Source organism: Geobacillus sp. TFV-3, from assembly GCF_009901865.1.
GTDB classification, from domain to species: domain Bacteria; phylum Bacillota; class Bacilli; order Bacillales; family Anoxybacillaceae; genus Geobacillus; species Geobacillus thermoleovorans_A.
Genome location: NZ_MPSP01000001.1, coordinates 3245910 through 3264233 on the forward strand (window position 1 = coordinate 3245910; position 18324 = coordinate 3264233).

The 18324-nt window shown below is 55.5% G+C and carries 20 protein-coding genes; 1 reads left to right on the forward strand and 19 read right to left on the reverse strand.

What is annotated here, in order from left to right:
- Positions 1-328: 328 nt before the first annotated feature.
- The 18 genes from rpiB to BJQ97_RS16565 form a co-directional block, all read right to left on the reverse strand.
- On the reverse strand, positions 329-775 hold the full coding sequence (gene rpiB / locus BJQ97_RS16480) for a ribose 5-phosphate isomerase B (protein ID WP_023633289.1): 447 nt from the start codon (positions 773-775) through the stop codon (positions 329-331).
- 95 nt (positions 776-870) lie between these two features.
- Entirely contained in the window at positions 871-2160 is a 1290-nt protein-coding gene (locus tag BJQ97_RS16485; protein WP_160157405.1) for a methyl-accepting chemotaxis protein, read from the reverse strand.
- A gap of 28 nt (positions 2161-2188) precedes the next feature.
- Positions 2189-2632, reverse strand: a complete 444-nt coding sequence (locus BJQ97_RS16490) for a low molecular weight protein arginine phosphatase (protein ID WP_160157406.1) — start codon at positions 2630-2632, stop codon at positions 2189-2191.
- Positions 2633-2741: 109 nt separating this feature from the next.
- Positions 2742-3293 (reverse strand): manganese efflux pump MntP, encoded by a 552-nt coding sequence (locus BJQ97_RS16495; RefSeq protein ID WP_160157407.1) that lies wholly within the window; start codon positions 3291-3293, stop codon positions 2742-2744.
- Positions 3294-3691: 398 nt separating this feature from the next.
- The gene (locus tag BJQ97_RS16500; protein ID WP_160157408.1) at positions 3692-4741 is read right to left on the reverse strand and encodes an L-threonylcarbamoyladenylate synthase; all 1050 of its coding nucleotides are present in this window, start codon (positions 4739-4741) and stop codon (positions 3692-3694) included.
- A gap of 147 nt (positions 4742-4888) precedes the next feature.
- Positions 4889-5653, reverse strand: coding sequence for a stage II sporulation protein R (spoIIR, locus tag BJQ97_RS16505; RefSeq protein ID WP_160157409.1), 765 nt, complete (start codon positions 5651-5653; stop codon positions 4889-4891).
- Between the two features lie 35 nt (positions 5654-5688).
- Complete coding sequence (prmC, locus tag BJQ97_RS16510; protein WP_160157410.1) at positions 5689-6570, reverse strand: peptide chain release factor N(5)-glutamine methyltransferase; 882 nt, start codon at positions 6568-6570, stop codon at positions 5689-5691.
- On the reverse strand, positions 6560-7636 hold the full coding sequence (gene prfA, locus BJQ97_RS16515) for a peptide chain release factor 1 (RefSeq protein WP_160157411.1): 1077 nt from the start codon (positions 7634-7636) through the stop codon (positions 6560-6562). Before prfA ends, prmC begins: the two co-directional genes overlap by 11 nt.
- A gap of 94 nt (positions 7637-7730) precedes the next feature.
- Positions 7731-8171, reverse strand: a complete 441-nt coding sequence (locus BJQ97_RS16520) for a hypothetical protein (RefSeq protein ID WP_160157412.1) — start codon at positions 8169-8171, stop codon at positions 7731-7733.
- A gap of 79 nt (positions 8172-8250) precedes the next feature.
- Positions 8251-8487 (reverse strand): hypothetical protein, encoded by a 237-nt coding sequence (locus tag BJQ97_RS16525; protein WP_160157413.1) that lies wholly within the window; start codon positions 8485-8487, stop codon positions 8251-8253.
- A gap of 19 nt (positions 8488-8506) precedes the next feature.
- A complete protein-coding gene (locus BJQ97_RS16530; protein WP_160157414.1) occupies positions 8507-9130 on the reverse strand; it encodes a thymidine kinase in 624 nt (207 codons plus the stop codon).
- Between the two features lie 141 nt (positions 9131-9271).
- Positions 9272-9472 carry a 50S ribosomal protein L31 gene (gene rpmE / locus BJQ97_RS16535; RefSeq protein WP_031406629.1) on the reverse strand — a complete coding sequence of 67 codons (201 nt, stop codon included), beginning with the start codon at positions 9470-9472 and terminating at the stop codon, positions 9272-9274.
- Positions 9473-9729: 257 nt separating this feature from the next.
- Positions 9730-11004, reverse strand: a complete 1275-nt coding sequence (gene rho / locus BJQ97_RS16540) for a transcription termination factor Rho (RefSeq protein WP_044732844.1) — start codon at positions 11002-11004, stop codon at positions 9730-9732.
- Positions 11005-11304: 300 nt separating this feature from the next.
- Complete coding sequence (glpX, locus tag BJQ97_RS16545; protein ID WP_160157415.1) at positions 11305-12267, reverse strand: class II fructose-bisphosphatase; 963 nt, start codon at positions 12265-12267, stop codon at positions 11305-11307.
- A gap of 34 nt (positions 12268-12301) precedes the next feature.
- Positions 12302-13588, reverse strand: coding sequence for a UDP-N-acetylglucosamine 1-carboxyvinyltransferase (locus BJQ97_RS16550; protein WP_160157416.1), 1287 nt, complete (start codon positions 13586-13588; stop codon positions 12302-12304).
- Between the two features lie 132 nt (positions 13589-13720).
- The gene (gene fsa, locus BJQ97_RS16555; protein WP_160157417.1) at positions 13721-14362 is read right to left on the reverse strand and encodes a fructose-6-phosphate aldolase; all 642 of its coding nucleotides are present in this window, start codon (positions 14360-14362) and stop codon (positions 13721-13723) included.
- 75 nt (positions 14363-14437) lie between these two features.
- Positions 14438-15301, reverse strand: a complete 864-nt coding sequence (locus tag BJQ97_RS16560) for a class II fructose-bisphosphate aldolase (protein ID WP_160157418.1) — start codon at positions 15299-15301, stop codon at positions 14438-14440.
- A 208-nt stretch (positions 15302-15509) separates the two neighbouring features.
- Positions 15510-15872, reverse strand: a complete 363-nt coding sequence (locus BJQ97_RS16565) for a response regulator (RefSeq protein WP_160157419.1) — start codon at positions 15870-15872, stop codon at positions 15510-15512.
- 123 nt (positions 15873-15995) lie between these two features.
- On the opposite strand from BJQ97_RS16565, the gene BJQ97_RS16570 reads away from it, so the two are divergent.
- Positions 15996-16517, forward strand: a complete 522-nt coding sequence (locus tag BJQ97_RS16570; RefSeq protein ID WP_160157420.1) for a DUF2529 domain-containing protein — start codon at positions 15996-15998, stop codon at positions 16515-16517.
- Positions 16518-16683: 166 nt separating this feature from the next.
- Here BJQ97_RS16570 and BJQ97_RS16575 read toward each other — a convergent pair whose 3' ends face one another.
- Positions 16684-18279: a CTP synthase gene (locus BJQ97_RS16575; RefSeq protein ID WP_160157421.1), complete on the reverse strand. Its 1596-nt coding sequence runs from the start codon at positions 18277-18279 to the stop codon at positions 16684-16686.
- Between the last annotated feature and the right edge of the window lie 45 nt (positions 18280-18324).

The following is an 18324-nucleotide window of genomic DNA, read 5'->3' on the forward strand; positions in this document are numbered from 1 at the left end:
AAGGGAGTCCGTTTTCCGCGACTTTTCACTAAATCACCAGCCTTCTAGAGGGATGGTGAAAAAACAACCGTTTCCCCCTGAATCGACAGTTCTCAAGAAAAGAGAAGGACATGCCTGACCGTAAAAAAATGAAAAAATGAAAAAATGAAAAAAATAAACAAGAGACTTTTGTAGCAAGGGGATGGTAAACGTTTTCGCTGCATCTATATACATTTCCTTGCAGCCGCCATCCTCATGAAGCAAGACGCCCACAGCCGGCATGGGCCGCACGGCGTCCCCCGCTTATGGCTCGCAGGCCGCATCCGCTCCGATGCGTCCCTCGTTCTGCCTACAAATGCTTGTTTTCATAGTCGGCGATTTTGCCGATCCGCCGCGCATGGCGTCCGCCTTCAAATTCGGTCTCAAGCCATGCCTTGGCGATTTCGCGCGCCAGGCCGGGGCCGATGACGCGCTCCCCCATCGCGAGAATGTTGCTGTCGTTATGCATGCGCGTCAGCTTGGCGCTGTAGACGTCGTGGCAAAGGGCGCAACGCACCCCTTTCACTTTGTTGGCGGCGATCGTCATGCCGATGCCGGTGCCGCAGATCAAAATGCCGCGATCAAATTCGCCGCGCGCCACTTTTTCAGCGACGGGAAGCGCATAATCCGGGTAATCGACCGATGTTTCACAATCGCAGCCAAAATCGGTGTACTCGATTCCCATTTCATCCAACAGTGCTTTAATTTCCTCACGAATGCGAATTCCACCATGGTCGGAAGCAATAGCGACTTTCATCACGTTCGGGCGAGGAGCCCTAGGCTTCGCCGTGATAGCGAAAGCCAGGGAGGAATCGCCCTTCCCCCTTTCGATGAATCATGTTTGCATGTGCATCAACGAGTGCGGAACCGGGCGACAGCCGTCTGCAATTGTTCGGCCTGTTCAACCAATTCGCCAGCCAGCTTATGCACATCGTTGATCGATGCGGCCTGCTCTTCGGTCGCCGCCGCAACTTCGAGCGCGCCGGCGGACGTCTGCTCAGCGATCGCCGCCACTTCTTGCGTCTGCGCCGCAGCCCTCTCCATATGCCCCATTTGACGCTTCGCCAACTCAGCGATGTCATGGACGGCGCGGATCACTTCATCGGCTGAGGCCGCCATGGCCGCAATGGACTCATTCGTGCGTTCCCCTTTCGCCGCCTCAGCGTTTGCAGCGGCCGCCTGCTTGTCCATTTGCGCCACCACACGGGCGACTTCGTTTTGAATGTTGCCGACCAACTCCGCGATTTGCTTAACCGCCTTGGCGCTCTCATCAGCCAGTTTGCGCACTTCCTCAGCAACGACGGCAAACCCCCGGCCGTGCTCGCCGGCGCGGGCTGCCTCAATGGAAGCATTGAGCGCAAGCAAGTTCGTCTGTTCAGCGATGTCAGCAACAAGCAACGTAATGTTGCCAATTTGATTAGCGTGTGCTTCTAGCTGCTCGACAGCCGCCCGCGACCGTTCTTGATCGTCAGCCAGCTGATCGATGCCGTTAATAAGCGAATGGGTGATATCGCGGCTTGCCTGCAGCGTTTTGGCCATCTCATATACCGACTGTTCCGCACGCTCGGCCGTTTCTTTTACTTGTACTGCGATGGCGAGCACATCCTCAACCGCCGAAGCCGCTTCTTGGATCGCCTCGGCCGAAGACGCCGCCCCTTTGGAAATATCGTCAATGGTCGCTGCAATATCGCGTGCACGGTTTGACACTGTTTCGGACGCCTGCCTCATTTCCGCCGTCTTTTCCGTCGTGCGCGCTGCGCTCTCTTCCACATTGGCGACGACTGCGCGCAAATGGCCAAGCATCCGGTTGAACGCGACAGCCAGCGAGCGAATTTCGTCATGGGAAGAGGGCAACGGAACATCCTCATCGATATGTCCTTCCGTCGCCTTTGCCGCCGCTTCCTCGAGCCGTTGCAGCGGCCTTGTAATCCAGCCAGCGGCCAAATAGGCAAGCACTCCAGACCAAAAGATGCCAAGGAGCAACACGATCATCGTAAACACACTTTTGTTCCACGAGGCGAACCAATGATCATACAAAACGTACAAGAAAAAGGCGCTCGTTGAATACGTGATCAGCGCCAACGCTGTCGTAAAAACGACGAGCTTCAGGCGCAAACCGAACCGATGACTTGTTCCCCCCATTTGTGTTCCCCCTCACTTGTCGACCTCATTATTCTGTTTTCAACTTTTCCGCCAAGCGGTCAATGAGCTTCTCCAGCTCATCGCGCGCCGCCCGGTACACTTCAATCGACCCGCCGAACGGATCGGCGATGTCTCCGTCTGTTCCCGAGACGAACTGCTTCAACGTAAACGTTTTGTCCTTCGCTTCTGGGAAACGCTCGACGATCATTTCTCTATGGCCGGATGTCATCGCCAGCACGTGCGTCGCCCAGTCGATATGCTCTTTTTTCAGCTGTGAGGAGCGGTGGGCCGCTTCGATTCCTTTTTCCTTCAACACCGCCTTGGCATGAACCGACGCCTCGCTCCCTTCCGCCGCAAACACGCCGGCCGATTTCACCTCGACACCGGGCAGTTGCTTATTTTCCAACAATGCAGCCGCCATCGGGCTCCGGCACGTATTGCCTGTGCAGACGAACAAAATGCGGTATGGCATGCAACCACCTCTTCACACTAATGGCTTACCATCAATATACCATAGCGAAAAGAGCAAAAAAAGCAGGCAGTCCGCTTTTTTCCACGGAAGGAAAACCGCCTGCCGCCGTTTATAGAAAAAGCAGCTTGAGCCCGAACGCCAGCAAAATGCTGCCGCCAAGCGCTTCGCTGTAAGAACCGAGCCATTGCTGAAAATGGCGGCCGACAAAAAGCCCAACCCATGTCAGCACCATGCTGAACAGACCAAACAGAAAAATCGCCACCATCGTCCGCGCTCCGAAAATGCCGAGGCTCAGCCCGACGGAAAAGCTGTCTAGGCTGACGCTGAAGGCAAAAAAAAGCAATCCCACCCCACGCGGAAACAGCGGCAAGCCGTCATCCCTCCGGAACGAGGTGATGATCATTTGCCCGCCAAGCCATAACAGCAACGCCCCGCCCGCGTATGTCGCGACACTTCCGAACTCGCGCGACAGCAGGCGGCCGACGGCCATGCCGACAAGCGGCATGAGAATATGAAACAAACCGATCGTCAACCCAATATAAAACATTTGCCGCAGCCGAAGGCGCAACAGCCCCATTCCCAACGCGACTGAAAACGCGTCCATGCCCAGCGCCAGCGCCATCATTGACAGCGCGATGATTTCGCCGATGAATACGCTCATGTTTCTTCCCTCCCGGACCGGCCTTATTGCTAACATATGCACGTCCAAGGCAGTTTAGAAGCAGGGCGGGCAACCAATGGGGCCCGCCTGATTGACGGGCGGACGGAAAAGAAAAAGCCGGCCCGCAACAGACCGGTTTGGCGTTTGGAAACGGCATCCCCCAAGCCTCTAGATGCCATTTGAACCTTACCGTTTGCAGCTTTTGCAGAGCCATTTTCTCGACTGCCGCACGACTGAACAACGCCGCTTCCAAACCCATACATGGATCTGTGAAGCGCATGGTCGTTCGGACGAAGAAGCCTGCGGCTTGCCTCCGACCATCCAAAAAATAGACAAGCTGCTTTTTCAGCCAGGATATGTGAAACTTGTTCGTTGCATCTATACAGACGGCCGTCCTTTCACTTCCGCTGTTCGCTGATGGCGCGTCCGCCGGCCGCTTTACGGAGCCGGTTCATGATCGCCGCACCGATTCCTTCTTCCGGAAACGCCTCGCTGTAAATGAGATCGACGCTCGTTTCATCAAATCGGCGCAGCGTGTCGTACAGCCGGCTCGCGACCGTCTCAAGCGCCTGGCGCGTTCCGCACGGCAGCACGATATCGGCCGCATACTGATCCCGGTTTTCCTCGGTCGTCAACACGCCGACCGTTTTCCCTTCCGCCCGGCTTTCATCGACAAGCCGCTGCAAAAATGCGGGCGAGCCGGCGACGATCCAAAGCGGCGCTTTCGGCGCATAATGCGTATATTTCATCCCCGGCGCTTTCGGCGCCGCCTCGCCGTCCACAGCAGCGGCCTCTTCAACGCGGCCGATCGCTTCAATAAGCACCTCTTTCGTCACCCCTCCCGGGCGCAAAATCGTCGGCACCTCCCCACTGCAATCGAGCACCGTCGATTCAACGCCCACGCCGGTCGGCCCGCCGTCGATCACCCCGGCGATCCGCCCGTCTAAATCGGCAAGCACGTGCGCCGCCGTCGTCGGACTCGGCCTTCCTGACCGATTCGCGCTCGGGGCGGCCAACGCCAATCCGCTCGCCTCGATCAACGCCAACGCCAGCGGGTGATCCGGCATGCGCACCGCCACCGTCGGCAGCCCGGCCGTCACCCGTTCAGACACCGCTCCGACCCGTTTTGGCAATACTAACGTGAGCGGTCCTGGCCAAAATCGTTCCATCAACGTTTTCGCCACGGGCGGGATCGAGGCGGCTACCGCCTCCACTTGGGCCATGCTGGCGACATGAACGATGAGCGGATTGTCGCTCGGCCGCCCTTTGGCGGCGAAAATTTTTTCCACCGCGGCTGTATTGGCCGCATCTGCCCCCAACCCGTACACTGTTTCCGTCGGGAATGCGATGACTTCCCCGGCCCGCAACCATTCAACCGCCTCTCGTATTTGTGGATAAAATCGCCGTTTATCAACAATATTATCCACAATCCAAACGTTTGTTCTCAATTATTTCACCTTCTCCATCGCCGTGATTCGCCTTGAAAATGGCGGATTTTTTTACAAGCGTCAGATTGACGCCCGGCGCCTTTCCACAGTTATGCACAAACTGTGAATAAACTTGTTATTTTTGTGGATAAATTTGTGGATAGATGCTTATGGAATGAGATGGCTGAGCCACTCTTTGAAGAAAAATTTCACTTCCACCGGCTGTTCCGGCTCGGCCATGACGACGAAAGACGACTCGCGACCATCAGCTTTCCCTTCGCTCTGCCCATGATCGGCAGAAGAATCGGGGCGATCTTCGTTTTCCACTGTTGCATCCTTCTCCTCTTTCGGTTCATTCGGTTCGGCAGTCGCTCGATTCGCCGCCATCATTACGGCATCGCTGTTGGAAAAGTCAAGAAAACAAAGCGGCGGGAACAAAACGCACCACCAATTTGCTCCTTTTCCTTCTCCGAGTGTGATCAGCACGGCATCATAGACGCCCGCTGGATACACGTAGTTGCCGTACACTTTCGTCGGAAAATGAACTGGGCCAAACTCCACTTTGTACGTTTGATCGCTTTGTTCATCGCGCAACACGCGGGCGACCGTCTGCTCGATGTCCGGCAGGTGAGAGCGAATGGCGCGCTTCGCTTCCTCGAACGAGGTGAGTTCGGCCACCCAACCGTTGATTTGCGCATTGACCGCATCGCGCACTTTTCGCTTCAATTGTTGGTCTTCATCAGCATCGCTGTTGGCTAAAATGCGCAGGCGGATTGCCTCATTCGGGATGGGGACCGCCGCGTTCGCCCCGACGTCCGTCTTATGGCCGTACAGCTCGAGGAGTACACCTGTCGTTAATAGAATGATATATAAACATATGGCAATGGCATTTCCTTTGATGGTCATGATCAGCACCGTCCTTTCACCTTTCATTGTGGACGGCGCCGCTCATTTTTAAACCTATCAATCTAACACTTTTTCCCGTTTTTCGGACGCGTCATGTACACCATCCGGTCTTTGCCGTTGAGGTCAAAAGCGACTTCCACTTCGGCCTCTGGAAACGCTGCAGCCAAGAGCGCCGCCACTGCTTCCCCTTGCCCGGCGCCGACTTCAAACGCAGCAAGCGCCGGCGCGCCGAGTACAAGCGGCAACTCGCGGGCAAAGCGGCGGTAAAAATCGAGCCCGTCGCGGCCGCCAAAAAGCGCCGTGTGCGGCTCATAGTCTTTGACGACCGGGGAAAGCAAAGCGGCGTCGGCCTCCGCAATATACGGCGGATTGGAGACGACGACGTCAACCTTCCGCCCCGCGGCAATCAATGGCTGAAGCAAATCCCCCCATAAAAAGGAAACGTCCGCCCCAAGCCGCCGGGCGTTTTCCTTGGCGACCGCGAGCGCTTCTTCGGAAATGTCGATGGCGGTTACCGACAGCCGCTCGTCTTCGAGCGCCAGCGTGATGGCGATCGCCCCGCTGCCAGTGCCGACGTCAACGACATCGATCCGCTTCCGACCGGCAAATAGGCGCGACACCCGCTTTAGAACGCCAAGCACCAGTTCTTCCGTTTCCGGGCGCGGGATTAACACATGGCGGTTGACGAGAAACGACCGGCCGTAAAACGATTCATAGCCGATCAAATATTGAATCGGCACGTGATCGACCGCATGGCGGCGCACGTCGGCCGCAAACCGTTCATATACCGCTTCGTCGACCGGCTCGCGCCAGCGGGCGAACAGTCCGGCCCGATCGGTGCGCAAATGGTGGCACAATAGCCACTCCGCCGTCCGCTCCTCTTTTCCATGGGCGCGCAAAAAAGAAGAAGCCCAGGCGAGGACTTCATGTACGTTACGACGCATCGTTCGCTTGCTCCAATTTTTTCGCTTGGTCGTCCAAAATGAGCGCCTCGATGATTTCATCCAAATGCCCATCGAGCACTTGATCAAGCTTTTGGATCGTGAGCCCGATGCGGTGGTCGGTGACGCGGTTTTGCGGGAAGTTGTACGTGCGAATGCGTTCAGAACGATCGCCGGTGCCGACAGCTTGCTTGCGCGTTTGGTCGTATTCAGCGCGCGCTTCTTGCTGGTATTTGTCGTAAATGCGGGCGCGCAATACTTTCATCGCTTTTTCTTTGTTTTTGATTTGCGATTTTTCGTCTTGACATGTAACGACAATGCCAGTCGGAATATGGGTAAGGCGCACGGCCGACATCGTCGTGTTGACGCTTTGCCCGCCCGGTCCGCTTGAGGCGAACGTGTCGACGCGAATGTCTTTTTCATTGATTTCGACTTCGATTTCTTCCATCTCCGGCAGGCAGGCGACTGTCGCCGTCGACGTATGGATGCGCCCGCCTGACTCCGTTTCCGGGACGCGCTGGACGCGGTGCGCGCCGTTTTCAAACTTCAGCTTTGAATACGCCCCTTTGCCATTGATCATAAAAATGATTTCTTTATAGCCGCCGAGGCCAGTCGGGCTCGCTTCGATCACTTCCGTCTTCCACCCTTGCGATTCCGCATAGCGCGTATACATCCGGTACAAGTCGCCGGCAAACAGCGCCGCCTCTTCACCGCCGGCGGCCGCGCGGATTTCCATAATGACGTTTTTCTCATCGTTCGGATCTTTCGGCAAAAGCAATACTTTCAGCTTTTCAACGAGCGCCTCTTCCCGTTCTTCCAGCTCGCCGATTTCCTCTTTCACCATCTCGCGCAGCTCCGGCTCCAGCTTTTCTTCGAGCATCGCTTTCGCTTGGGCGAGCTGCTCGCGAACCGATTTGTATTCGCGGTACGTTTGCACCGTTTCTTCCAAATCCGCCTGCTCTTTCGAATAATCGCGCAGCTTTTTCGGATCATTGATGACGTCGGGGTCCATCAACAGTTCATTGAGCTTTTCATACCGTTGCTCCACAGCTTCCAACCGATCAAACACATCATTCACCTCTGTTTTTTCCACACAGTCTAATTTTAGATTATAGCATGAAAGGAAGCCAAACAAAAACCCCGCTTTTGGCAAGCGGGGGCTCTCAGTTGACGTGCACGATGATCTCGTATGTCGGGATCGCTTTGGTCAGCAGCTTGTCAATGCGTTGCGCCTCGCGCTGCCGCTCCTCGTCAGACAGCTCTTCCGATGCATCAACGGTCACATACATATTGCCGCCATGAAACCAGATGGAGTCGGCTTGGTAATCGGTGTACCGCTCAATGAGTTGCGCTGCCTTGCGCGTATCGGCGCGCTGGTTTTCGCTTCCTTCCGTCAAGCTGATAAAATTCGGGTTTTGCCGCACGTTTTCCGGATCGTCGAAGTTGTTGTACAAGTCTCTGTCAGCGTCGATCTTCGGCCGCCCGTCCGTCATCAGCCGCGCGCCGTTTTTGTCCTCGCTTTGCTGGCGGTAGGACGGATGATCCGGATTCAACGAACAGGCCGAAAGCAGGAAGATCATTCCTAACAGCCAGATGCGTCTCATCCTTTTTCGCCTCCTTAGCTGTTAGGATGTCCATGATCGCCCGTCAATGATACACGGCAATCCATAAATCTTTCTGCCATCATTCGTCTATTTTGCGGCGAATGAATAAAAGGGGCAGCCTAGTCGAGCGAACGACCAATGATGGACAAGCCGCATGCCAAACGCTTTTTCCTCCCATAGCGAATGGACGCACGAGACGGGCGAGGATGATGTCGCCGCTTCCGCCCTTCTCAGTCGGCGAAATATACGAATATGCGCCGTTTCCATCAACGATGGCGGCGCTTCGCCACTGCGCCGATGAAAGCGGCCAAACCACATCAGTGACCGCCTCACCATCACTCACCCGTATGTCCAGCAAGCGGGCGGTTGTATCGCTTTTTCGGTTTGCCGGGCACCTCATGGTGATGGCGGCAGCGCGGCTCATACGTTTCACTGGCGCCGACGAGAATCACCGGATCGTCATAAGAGGCGGGCGCACCGTTAATGAGCCGCTGCGTCCGGCTGGCCGGGGAACCGCATACCGTGCAAACCGCCTGCAGCTTTGTCACCGATTCAGCGATCGCCATCAACGCCGGCACGGGGCCAAACGGTTCGCCGCGAAAATCTTGGTCGAGCCCCGCGGCGATGACGCGGCAGCCGCAATCAGCAAGCGTTTGCACGACATCGATGATGTCGTCGGAAAAAAACTGTACTTCATCGATAGCGACGACGTCGGTGGCGGCGGAAATGTAGCGGAACATTTCCGCCGGCGTCGCGACCGGAATGGCGATCACCGAATTGCCGTTGTGCGACACGACTGCATCTTCGCTATAACGATTGTCGATCGTTGGCTTGAACACTTTCACTTCCTGCTTGGCAAACTGAGCACGGCGGACGCGGCGAATCAATTCTTCTGATTTGCCGGAAAACATGCATCCACAAATGACCTCAAGCCAGCCGGACTGCGTCATCACGTACATCGGGGCCTCTCCTTTCACATAGCACTGTCCTCAAACCATCGGCTGCCCGTGCCGTCTGCCATCGCGACGATCAGCGGGCCTTCCATCTGCTCTCACGAAAAAGCAGGCAAGTTTCGCTTGCCTGCTTTCGTCACGTCCTTGTTACTGAAGGCCGTATTTTTTATTGAATTTATCCACGCGGCCCGCTGCCGTAACGAATTTTTGTTTGCCCGTGAAGAACGGATGGCATTCCGAGCAAATCTCCACGCGCAGTTCGTCTTTGACCGAACCGCTTTCGAATTCGTTGCCGCATGCGCAGCGGACGATGACTTTTTTGTACTCTGGATGGATGCCTTGTTTCATCGTTTTCATCTCCTTCCGCCCTGTATCTTATCGAAACAGAGTGATTCGTAGCATGGAACGCTTCATGCTTATGCGCGCCCGCCCATTTGGCAAGGCGCAGCGCATGGAACAGCCGGGACTCCGCCGAAGCGAAGCCGGCCGGTGGAAATCACGGATCGCACAAACCAAAAGGCGCCAGCCAAAACACACATGTCAAGATTATAACAGCTTTTCTGTCAGTTTGCAACGGGCGATTCGCGGCAAATTCCGCCAACTGCCTACAGACGGAGCGGGCCGCCCTGTTTCCACTCCTGATCGAGCAAGGCGAAAAACTCTTCGTTTGACTGCGTCCGACGCAATTTGTTCAAAAACCGCTCGATAAAGTCGGGGGAATCGGCCATCGTTTTGCGGATCGCCCACAGCTTTTCCAAATGTTCTTTCGGGATGAGCAGCTCCTCTTTGCGCGTTCCTGAACGGCGAATGTCGATCGCCGGAAAAATGCGGCGCTCGGCGAGCGAGCGGTCAAGATGGAGCTCCATATTGCCGGTGCCTTTAAATTCCTCGTAAATGACGTCATCCATGCGCGATCCAGTGTCAATGAGGGCGGTCGCCAAAATCGTCAAGCTGCCGCCTTCTTCGATGTTGCGCGCGGCGCCGAAAAACCGCTTCGGACGGTGGAACGCCGCCGGGTCGATCCCGCCGGAGAGCGTGCGCCCGCTCGGCGGAATGACTAAGTTGTACGCCCGGGCGAGGCGGGTGATGCTGTCCATTAAAATGACGACATCGCGCTTATGCTCGACTAATCGCATCGCCCGTTCTAAGACAAGCTCGGCCACTTTAATATGGTTTTCCGGCACCTCATCAAACGTCGAGCTGACGACGTCGCCTTGCACCGACCGCTCGATGTCGGTCACTTCTTCCGGCCGTTCGTCAATGAGCAAAACGATCAGCTCGACATCCGGGTGGTTCGTGGTGATGCTGTTGGCGATTTCTTTCAGCAGCATCGTCTTGCCAGCTTTCGGCGGCGCGACGATCAAACCGCGCTGGCCAAAGCCGACGGGAGCGATCAAGTCGATGATGCGGGTCGACAGCTTGTCCGGCGTTGTCTCCAGCTTCATTTGCCGATTCGGGTAAAGCGGCGTCAACGCCGGAAAGTGAACGCGCTCCTTCGCGACTTCCGGGTCTTCTCCGTTGACCGCTTCGACATGAAGCAAGCCGAAGTAGCGTTCATTTTCTTTCGGCGGCCGCACTTTGCCGGATACTTTATCCCCGTTGCGCAAATCAAAACGACGGATTTGGGAAGCGGAAATGTAAATGTCTTCCGAGCTCGGGGAGTAGTTGATCGGGCGCAAAAAGCCGAATCCTTCCGACGGAATGATTTCGAGGATGCCTTCCATGAAAAAGAGGCCGTCTTGTTCGGCACGCGCTTTCAAAATCGCAAAAATAAGCTCCTTTTTCGTCAACTTGCTGTAGTATGAAATTTTGTATTGTCTGGCGAGCTCATACAGCTCCTTCAATTTCATGTTTTCTAATGCTGCTAACGTTAATTCCATCTTGACACCACGCTTTGCAAATTTTCCTATTCTCCCATCGTTCGTGTTCGGACGTATTGGTCATCAATTCGACAGGCGAAGGGATTCATTCCGAAGATGATGAAGGCTGATAAATGAAAGAAGTAGAATGGCAGAGCTTATTTTTGCATAAGTAACACGACTATTTTACCCTTTTTCTCTCTTTTTAATCAATCTTTTTTTGTTTTCCGCGCCGGGCGACGCTTTGGCGCCCGGCTGGAAGACGGGAGATGATTGGATCACTGCGTTTGGTTTTTCGGCAGCCATGCCGCATATGGCAGATCATTTGATGACTAAGTTCGGTTTTTTCTTCAAGCTGTGCCGCCCTTCGATGAAGCGGACCGTGCCGGACTTGGCGCGCATGACGACGGAGTGGGTGAGGCCGTAGGCCCCTTTCAGCCGCACGCCGCGCAGCAGCTCGCCGTCGGTGACGCCGGTGGCGGCAAAAATCGCGTCGTCTCCTTTCACCAAATCGTCCATGCGAAGCACTTTGTTGACGTCAATGCCCATTTGTTTGCATCGCTCGACTTCAGCGTCGTTTTGCGGCAGCAGCTTCCCTTGCAGTTCACCGCCAAGGCATTTCAAAGCGACCGCCGCAAGCACTCCTTCTGGCGCGCCGCCCGAGCCGAACAAAATGTCAACGCCGGTATGGTCGAACGCCGTGTTAATGGCGGCGGCGACATCGCCGTCATTGATAAGCTTAATGCGGGCGCCGGCTTCTCGCAGCTCATGAATGAGACGCTCATGGCGCGGACGGTTGAGGACAACCGCGACAACGTCTTCAATATCTTTGTTTTTCGCCTTTGCCACCGCTTTTAAATTGTCGATGATCGGCGCCTCAATGTCAATCATCCCGACCGCTTCCGGCCCAACGGCGATTTTCTCCATGTACATGTCCGGCGCATGAAGCAGATGACCATGGTCAGCGACAGCGACGACCGCCAATGCATTCCAGCCCCCGGAAGCGACGATGTTCGTTCCTTCAAGCGGGTCGACAGCGACATCGACGCGCGGCCCATAGCCGTTGCCGAGCTTTTCCCCGATATACAGCATCGGCGCTTCGTCCATTTCCCCTTCTCCGATGACGACGGTGCCTTTCATCGGCACGGTGTCAAACACATCACGCATCGCCGACGTCGCGGCGTCATCAGCCTCATTCTTTTTCCCACGCCCCATCCAGCGGGCGGCGGCAAGCGCCGCCGCTTCGGTGACGCGCACGAGTTCCATCGATAAGCTTCGTTCCATCGTCGTTCTCCCCTTCCCCTTTGTCGACTGGACATTACGCGTTTTTCACTTGCTCGATTTCTTCATCGGTCATTTTCTCGCGCCAAATGGTAGCGCCGATGTCGGACAGTTTTTCGACGAGGTTGCTGTAGCCGCGGTCAATATGCTCGACGCCGGTGATCTCCGTCACCCCGTCGGCCATCAGCCCGGCAATGACAAGCGCCGCCCCGGCGCGCAAATCACTCGCCTTCACTTTCGCCCCTTGCAGTTTGACCGGGCCGGTGACGATGGCTGAGCGGCCTTCGACTTTTACATTGGCGTTCATGCGCCGCAATTCATCGACATGCTTGAAGCGGGCGCTGTAAATCGTGTCGGTGACAACGCTTGTGCCGCTGGCTTTTGTCAGCAGCACGGTAAACGGTTGCTGCAGATCAGTTGGGAAGCCCGGATAGACGAGCGTCTTGACGTCAACCGCTTTCAAAACATCGGTGCCGCTGACGAGAACTTGATCTTCCCCCGTCTCCACGCGAACCCCCATCTCACGCAGTTTCGCCGTCAGCGATTCGACGTGCTGCGGGATGACGTTGTCAACGACGACTTCGCCATTGGTGGCCGCGGCGGCAATCATGTACGTCCCAGCTTCAATCCGATCCGGGATGATGGCATGGCGGCAGCCCGATAATTTTTCGACGCCGTCAATGCGGATCACATCGGTGCCGGCTCCTTTGATTTTCGCGCCCATATTCGAAAGCAATGTCGCTACATCGATGATTTCCGGCTCTTTCGCCGCATTTTCGATAATCGTCCGTCCTTTGGCGCGCACCGCCGCCAGCATGATGTTGATCGTCGCGCCGACGCTGACCACGTCCAAAAAAATGCGGGCTCCGCGCAGCTCCTCGGCGCGCAAATAAATGGCGCCCTGCTCGTTCGTTACGGTGGCGCCCAGCGCCTCAAACCCTTTGATATGCTGGTCAATCGGGCGCGGACCGAGATGACATCCGCCCGGCAAGCCGACAACCGCTTTTTTGAAGCGGCCAAGCATCGCCCCCATCAAATAGTAGGAGGCGCGCAGCTTTTTCACCTTCCCATTCGGAAGCGGCATAGACACCATATTTGTCGGGTCGATGACCGCCTCTTTGCCGTCAAACGAAAACGAGCCGCCGATTTCTTCGATCAAGCTTCCTAAAATGTGCACGTCGGAAATGTCCGGCAACCCCTCGATCGTCACCGGCGAATCGGCCAAAATGGCTGCAGGAATCAAAGCGACCGCGCTGTTTTTCGCACCGCTCACTTTGATCGTTCCCCGCAGCCGATCTCCGCCGATAATTTTGATTTTATCCATCGTCGTCTCCCTTCTTTGCTCGGAAGTTGGCTTCACCCCTGGGACGAAAAAGCAAAGCCGGGCGGGCTCATCACTCCCGGCCTGACCGCGGCAGAGCGAGCCCGCTTCACCCAAGAGGCAAACGGCTTACTTTCATTTTTGCCGATTCCAGTCGGCGAGAAACTTCTCAATTCCTTGATCGGTCAGCGGATGGTTGAACAACTGCATAAGCACCTTGTACGGAACCGTGGCAATATGCGCCCCGCGCAACGCCGCTTCCGTCACATGGTGCGGATGGCGGATCGAAGCGGCGATGATTTCCGTTTCAATGCCATGAATGTTGAAAATCTCAGCGATGGTGGAAATGAGCTCTAAACCGTTATGGCCGATGTCATCGAGGCGGCCGAGGAACGGAGAGACGTACGTCGCGCCGGCGCGTGCGGCCAAGAGCGCTTGGTTGGCGGTGAACACAAGCGTCACGTTCGTTTGAATCCCTTTTTCGCTGAACGCCCTGACTGCTTTTAAGCCTTCCGGCGTCATCGGCACTTTGATCGTAATGTTCGGGGCGATTTTCGCCAGCTCTTCGCCTTCCGCGATCATGCCAGCAGCATCGGTCGAAATGACTTCAGCACTGACCGAGCCAGAAACGATCGATGTAATTTCGCGCAACCGATCATGGAACGATACGTTTTCTTTCGCCACGAGGCTCGGGTTGGTCGTGACGCCGGCCAAAATGCCGAGTTCATGGGCATGTTTGATTTCTTCCAAGTTGGCGGTGTCAATAAAAAATTTCATGCTGGACCCTCCTTGTTATTCGTTGCACATGCAACGGCAGCCGCGCGGCGGCCAAACGCCGCCCGCGAAGCCGATTCATCGCGCTGCTTTTCCGGACGAGCCGAACTCGCGCATTTTGCCGATGACCGTCGCTTTGATGGCATCGCGGCCCGGGCCGATGATTTTGCGCGGATCATAGACGTTCGGGTCTTTCGCGAGCAGTTCGCGGACGACTTTGGTAAACGCCATTTGGTTTTCGGTATTGACGTTGATTTTCGATGTGCCAAGGGAGATCGCGCGTTGAATTTGTTCGGTCGGAATGCCGGTGCCGCCGTGGAGCACAAGCGGAACGCCGGTTAAATCGCGGATTTGTTCCATTTCGGCAAATCCGAGCTTCGGCTCTCCTTTGTACGGGCCGTGCACAGAACCGAGCGCCGGGGCGAGACAGTCGACGCCTGTCCGTTTGACAAGCTCTTCGCACTCTTTCGGGTCGGCGTAAATGATCCCTTCTCCGACGACGTCGTCTTCCTGCCCGCCGACGATGCCGAGTTCCGCTTCGACCGAAACGCCGCGCGCATGAGCATATTCAACGACTTGCGAGGTGATGCGGACGTTTTCTTCAAATGGATGGTGGGAGGCGTCAATCATAACCGAGGTGAACCCGGCGTCAATCGCCGCTTTGCATTTTTCAAAACTCGATCCATGGTCGAGATGGATGGCGACCGGAACGGTGATGTTCATGTCTTCCATTAACCCTTTGACCATATTGACGACCGTTTTGAATCCGCTCATATAGCGGGCCGCCCCTTCGGAGACGCCAAGGATGACCGGCGATTGTTCCTCTTCGGCCGCCGCTAAAATGGCTTGTGTCCATTCCAAGTTGTTAATGTTAAATTGACCGACCGCGTATTTGCCGCGCAGCGCCTCGTTGAGCATCTCTTTCATCGATACTAACGGCATGGTTACATCCTCCTTAGCTGATCGTCGTCTTTGTCGCCCTGGCGGTGACTGGGTCCACAGGCGCAAAATCCATCTACGTTATAAGCATACCAACTTGCCGGCAAAACGGCAACATTTCCACCCTTTATTCTCCTAAAGACGACAGCGTCATCCATGTCCATCGATGCGCTTTCTTTGCCAAAGGAAAGCCGCTCGTCGATGGCGCTGTCTAGGCGGTCATGTATTTTTTGACGGCAGCGCGCAAATCGTCAATATCAAACGGCTTGGCAAAATGCATCAGCGCCCCGAGCTCTTTCGTTTCTTGAATCATATCGAGCTCCCCGTAGGCGGTCATGATGATCACCTTAATATCCGGATCAATCTCTTTCAACCGTTTTAAAATTTCAATGCCGTCCATGCCAGGAATTTTCATATCAAGAAGCACAAGATCGGGGTGATGTTTGCGGGCGATTTCGAGCGCCTGCATGCCGTTGGCGGCCTGATACGTTACATACCCCTCCCGCTGAAACACTTCGTTGAGCAAAATGCGGATGCCGTATTGGTCGTCGACAATTAAAATTTGGTTTCCCACCGTTATGCACCTCTATTCTCTGTTTTCTCTCTATTAATGTTTCGCATTTGGCCAACCCATTTCCTGCTTGCTTTTCTTGTTGTTTGCCGATTTTGTATAATAGCGGCGAAGGGAGGCCGAACCGTGAAAATTTTAACGACGCAAACGATCGGATTGTTGCAAAAAATCGCCGCGGACGAAGAATGGGCGCTTGAAGACGGGGCGCGCCTGCTCGCTCAGGCCGCCATCGGTGATGGGCGCATTTGGCTGTATGGCATCGGTGAACTCGATGCGGTCGTCACCGCCGCGCTTCTTGGCCCCGATCCGCTGCCGAAAGCCAAACGGCTTGAGCCGACAGCAGCCGATGACTGGCAGGAAACGGACCGAGCGCTTCTATTTGCCCGCTTTTCCGCCGATCCTGAGGCCATTCGCCTCGTCGAACAGCTGCAGGCGCACGGCGTCGATGCAGTGGCCGTCGCGGCGCTCGTCAAGGATGAACCCGGACTGGCCGATACAGCCACCGTCTTTATCGACAGCAAACTTTCCCGCCCGCTCGTGCCGACCGAAGACGGCCGCCGCATCGGCATGCCGACGATCATCACCGCTTCATTCATCTACTACGGACTGCGCGTTTTGCTCGATGAAATTTTGACGGAATATGAATAACAGCCGCCATTACGACCTGCCAAAGGCCAAGAGGCATAGAAACCGCCCTAAAAACGGCGCCTGATCAATGGGCATCGTGCTTGACAAGATGAAACAGATCCAAAAAAGAAAGGGGTCTGAACCCAAAAGGCCGTTCTACGGCTTTTTTGGGACAGCCCCTTTTTCGTCACTCTTTCAGCGATGCTCTGACAAACTCGCGGAACAGCGGCTGCGGCCGCGTCGGACGCGAGGTGAATTCCGGATGGAATTGCGCGGCGACGAACCACGGATGATCCTTGAGTTCGATCACTTCAACCAACCGTCCGTCCGGGCTCGTGCCGGAAAAGACGAAGCCGTGCTCTTCCATGATCGCCCGGTATTGGTTGTTGAATTCGTACCGATGGCGATGGCGCTCGTAAATGACTTCATCCCCGTAGGCGGCGTAGGCAAGCGTCCCTTCCTGCAACTTGCATGGATACAAGCCGAGGCGGAGCGTGCCGCCTAAATCCTCGACATCCTTCTGCTCCGGAAGCAAGTCGATGATCGGATGCGGCGTGTTCGGGTCAAACTCGGACGAATGGGCGCCGGACAACCCGACAACATGGCGAGCAAATTCAATCGAGGCGAGCTGCATTCCTAAGCAAATGCCCAAAAACGGCACGCGCTGCTCGCGGGCGTAGCGGATCGCCTCAATCTTCCCTTCGACCCCGCGGTCGCCGAACCCGCCCGGAACTAAAATGCCGTCCACCTCTTTCAACAGGTCGGCTACATTGTCACGCGTCACATGCTCAGCATTGATCCACTGAATATCAATGTCGGTGTCAAACGCATACCCCGCATGACGGAGCGCCTCAACAACAGAAATATACGCGTCCGGAAGCTCGACGTATTTGCCGACCAAAGCGATTTTCGTCGTTTTCGATAAGTTGCGCACTTTCTCCACAAGCGCCTTCCATTCGGTCATATCCGCTTCGCCGCAGTTGAGGCGCAAATGTTCGCACACGATTTGGTCCAGTTTTTGTTCTTGAAGCATAAGGGGAACCGCATACAGCGTGTCGGCATCGCGCGCCTCGATGACCGCTTTCGGATCGATATCGCAAAAGAGGGCGATTTTCTCTTTCATTTCCTGCGGCATCGGCATTTCCGTGCGCACGACGATGACGTTCGGCTGAATGCCGAGGCTGCGCAATTCTTTCACGCTGTGCTGCGTCGGCTTCGTTTTCATTTCACCCGCCGCCTTGATGTACGGCACGAGCGTGCAGTGAATGTACATGACGTTTTCGCGTCCAACATCGCTTTTAATTTGGCGGATCGCTTCTAAAAACGGAAGCGATTCAATATCGCCGACCGTGCCGCCGATCTCCGTAATGACGACATCGGCGTTCGTCTCTCTTCCGGCCCGGAAGACACGCTCTTTAATTTCATTGGTAATGTGCGGAATGACTTGCACCGTGCCGCCTAGATAATCGCCGCGGCGCTCTTTGCGGATGACGGCGGAATAAATTTTTCCTGTCGTCACGTTGCTGTATTTGTTTAAATTAATATCGATGAACCGTTCATAATGCCCTAAATCCAAATCCGTCTCTGCACCGTCGTCTGTGACGAACACCTCGCCGTGCTGATACGGGCTCATCGTCCCTGGATCGACGTTAATGTACGGGTCAAACTTTTGGATTGTCACGTTCAACCCACGGTTTTTCAACAAACGTCCAAGCGAAGCCGCCGTAATCCCTTTCCCGAGCGAGGAAACAACGCCGCCCGTCACAAAAATGTATTTCGTCATTTTGTCTTCCCCCTTGCCGAAATTGCGATAACAGTTTCAGTGTTT

Bases quoted from the DNA above. Each gene is read 5' to 3' on its own strand.
- BJQ97_RS16485 (WP_160157405.1), bottom strand. From the start codon at position 2,160: ATGGGGGGAACAAGTCATCGGTTCGGTTTGCGCCTGAAGCTCGTCGTT.
- fsa (WP_160157417.1), bottom strand. From the start codon at position 14,362: ATGAAATTTTTTATTGACACCGCCAACTTGGAAGAAATCAAACATGCC.
- rpiB (WP_023633289.1), bottom strand. From the start codon at position 775: ATGAAAGTCGCTATTGCTTCCGACCATGGTGGAATTCGCATTCGTGAG.
- BJQ97_RS16575 (WP_160157421.1), bottom strand. From the start codon at position 18,279: ATGACGAAATACATTTTTGTGACGGGCGGCGTTGTTTCCTCGCTCGGG.
- prmC (WP_160157410.1), bottom strand. From the start codon at position 6,570: ATGCGTCGTAACGTACATGAAGTCCTCGCCTGGGCTTCTTCTTTTTTG.
- BJQ97_RS16495 (WP_160157407.1), bottom strand. From the start codon at position 3,293: ATGAGCGTATTCATCGGCGAAATCATCGCGCTGTCAATGATGGCGCTG.
- BJQ97_RS16550 (WP_160157416.1), bottom strand. From the start codon at position 13,588: ATGGATAAAATCAAAATTATCGGCGGAGATCGGCTGCGGGGAACGATC.
- BJQ97_RS16520 (WP_160157412.1), bottom strand. From the start codon at position 8,171: ATGAGACGCATCTGGCTGTTAGGAATGATCTTCCTGCTTTCGGCCTGT.
- BJQ97_RS16490 (WP_160157406.1), bottom strand. From the start codon at position 2,632: ATGCCATACCGCATTTTGTTCGTCTGCACAGGCAATACGTGCCGGAGC.
- BJQ97_RS16560 (WP_160157418.1), bottom strand. From the start codon at position 15,301: ATGCCGTTAGTATCGATGAAAGAGATGCTCAACGAGGCGCTGCGCGGC.
- spoIIR (WP_160157409.1), bottom strand. From the start codon at position 5,653: ATGAAAGGTGAAAGGACGGTGCTGATCATGACCATCAAAGGAAATGCC.
- BJQ97_RS16530 (WP_160157414.1), bottom strand. From the start codon at position 9,130: ATGTACGTGATGACGCAGTCCGGCTGGCTTGAGGTCATTTGTGGATGC.
- rpmE (WP_031406629.1), bottom strand. From the start codon at position 9,472: ATGAAACAAGGCATCCATCCAGAGTACAAAAAAGTCATCGTCCGCTGC.
- glpX (WP_160157415.1), bottom strand. From the start codon at position 12,267: ATGGAACGAAGCTTATCGATGGAACTCGTGCGCGTCACCGAAGCGGCG.
- rho (WP_044732844.1), bottom strand. From the start codon at position 11,004: ATGGAATTAACGTTAGCAGCATTAGAAAACATGAAATTGAAGGAGCTG.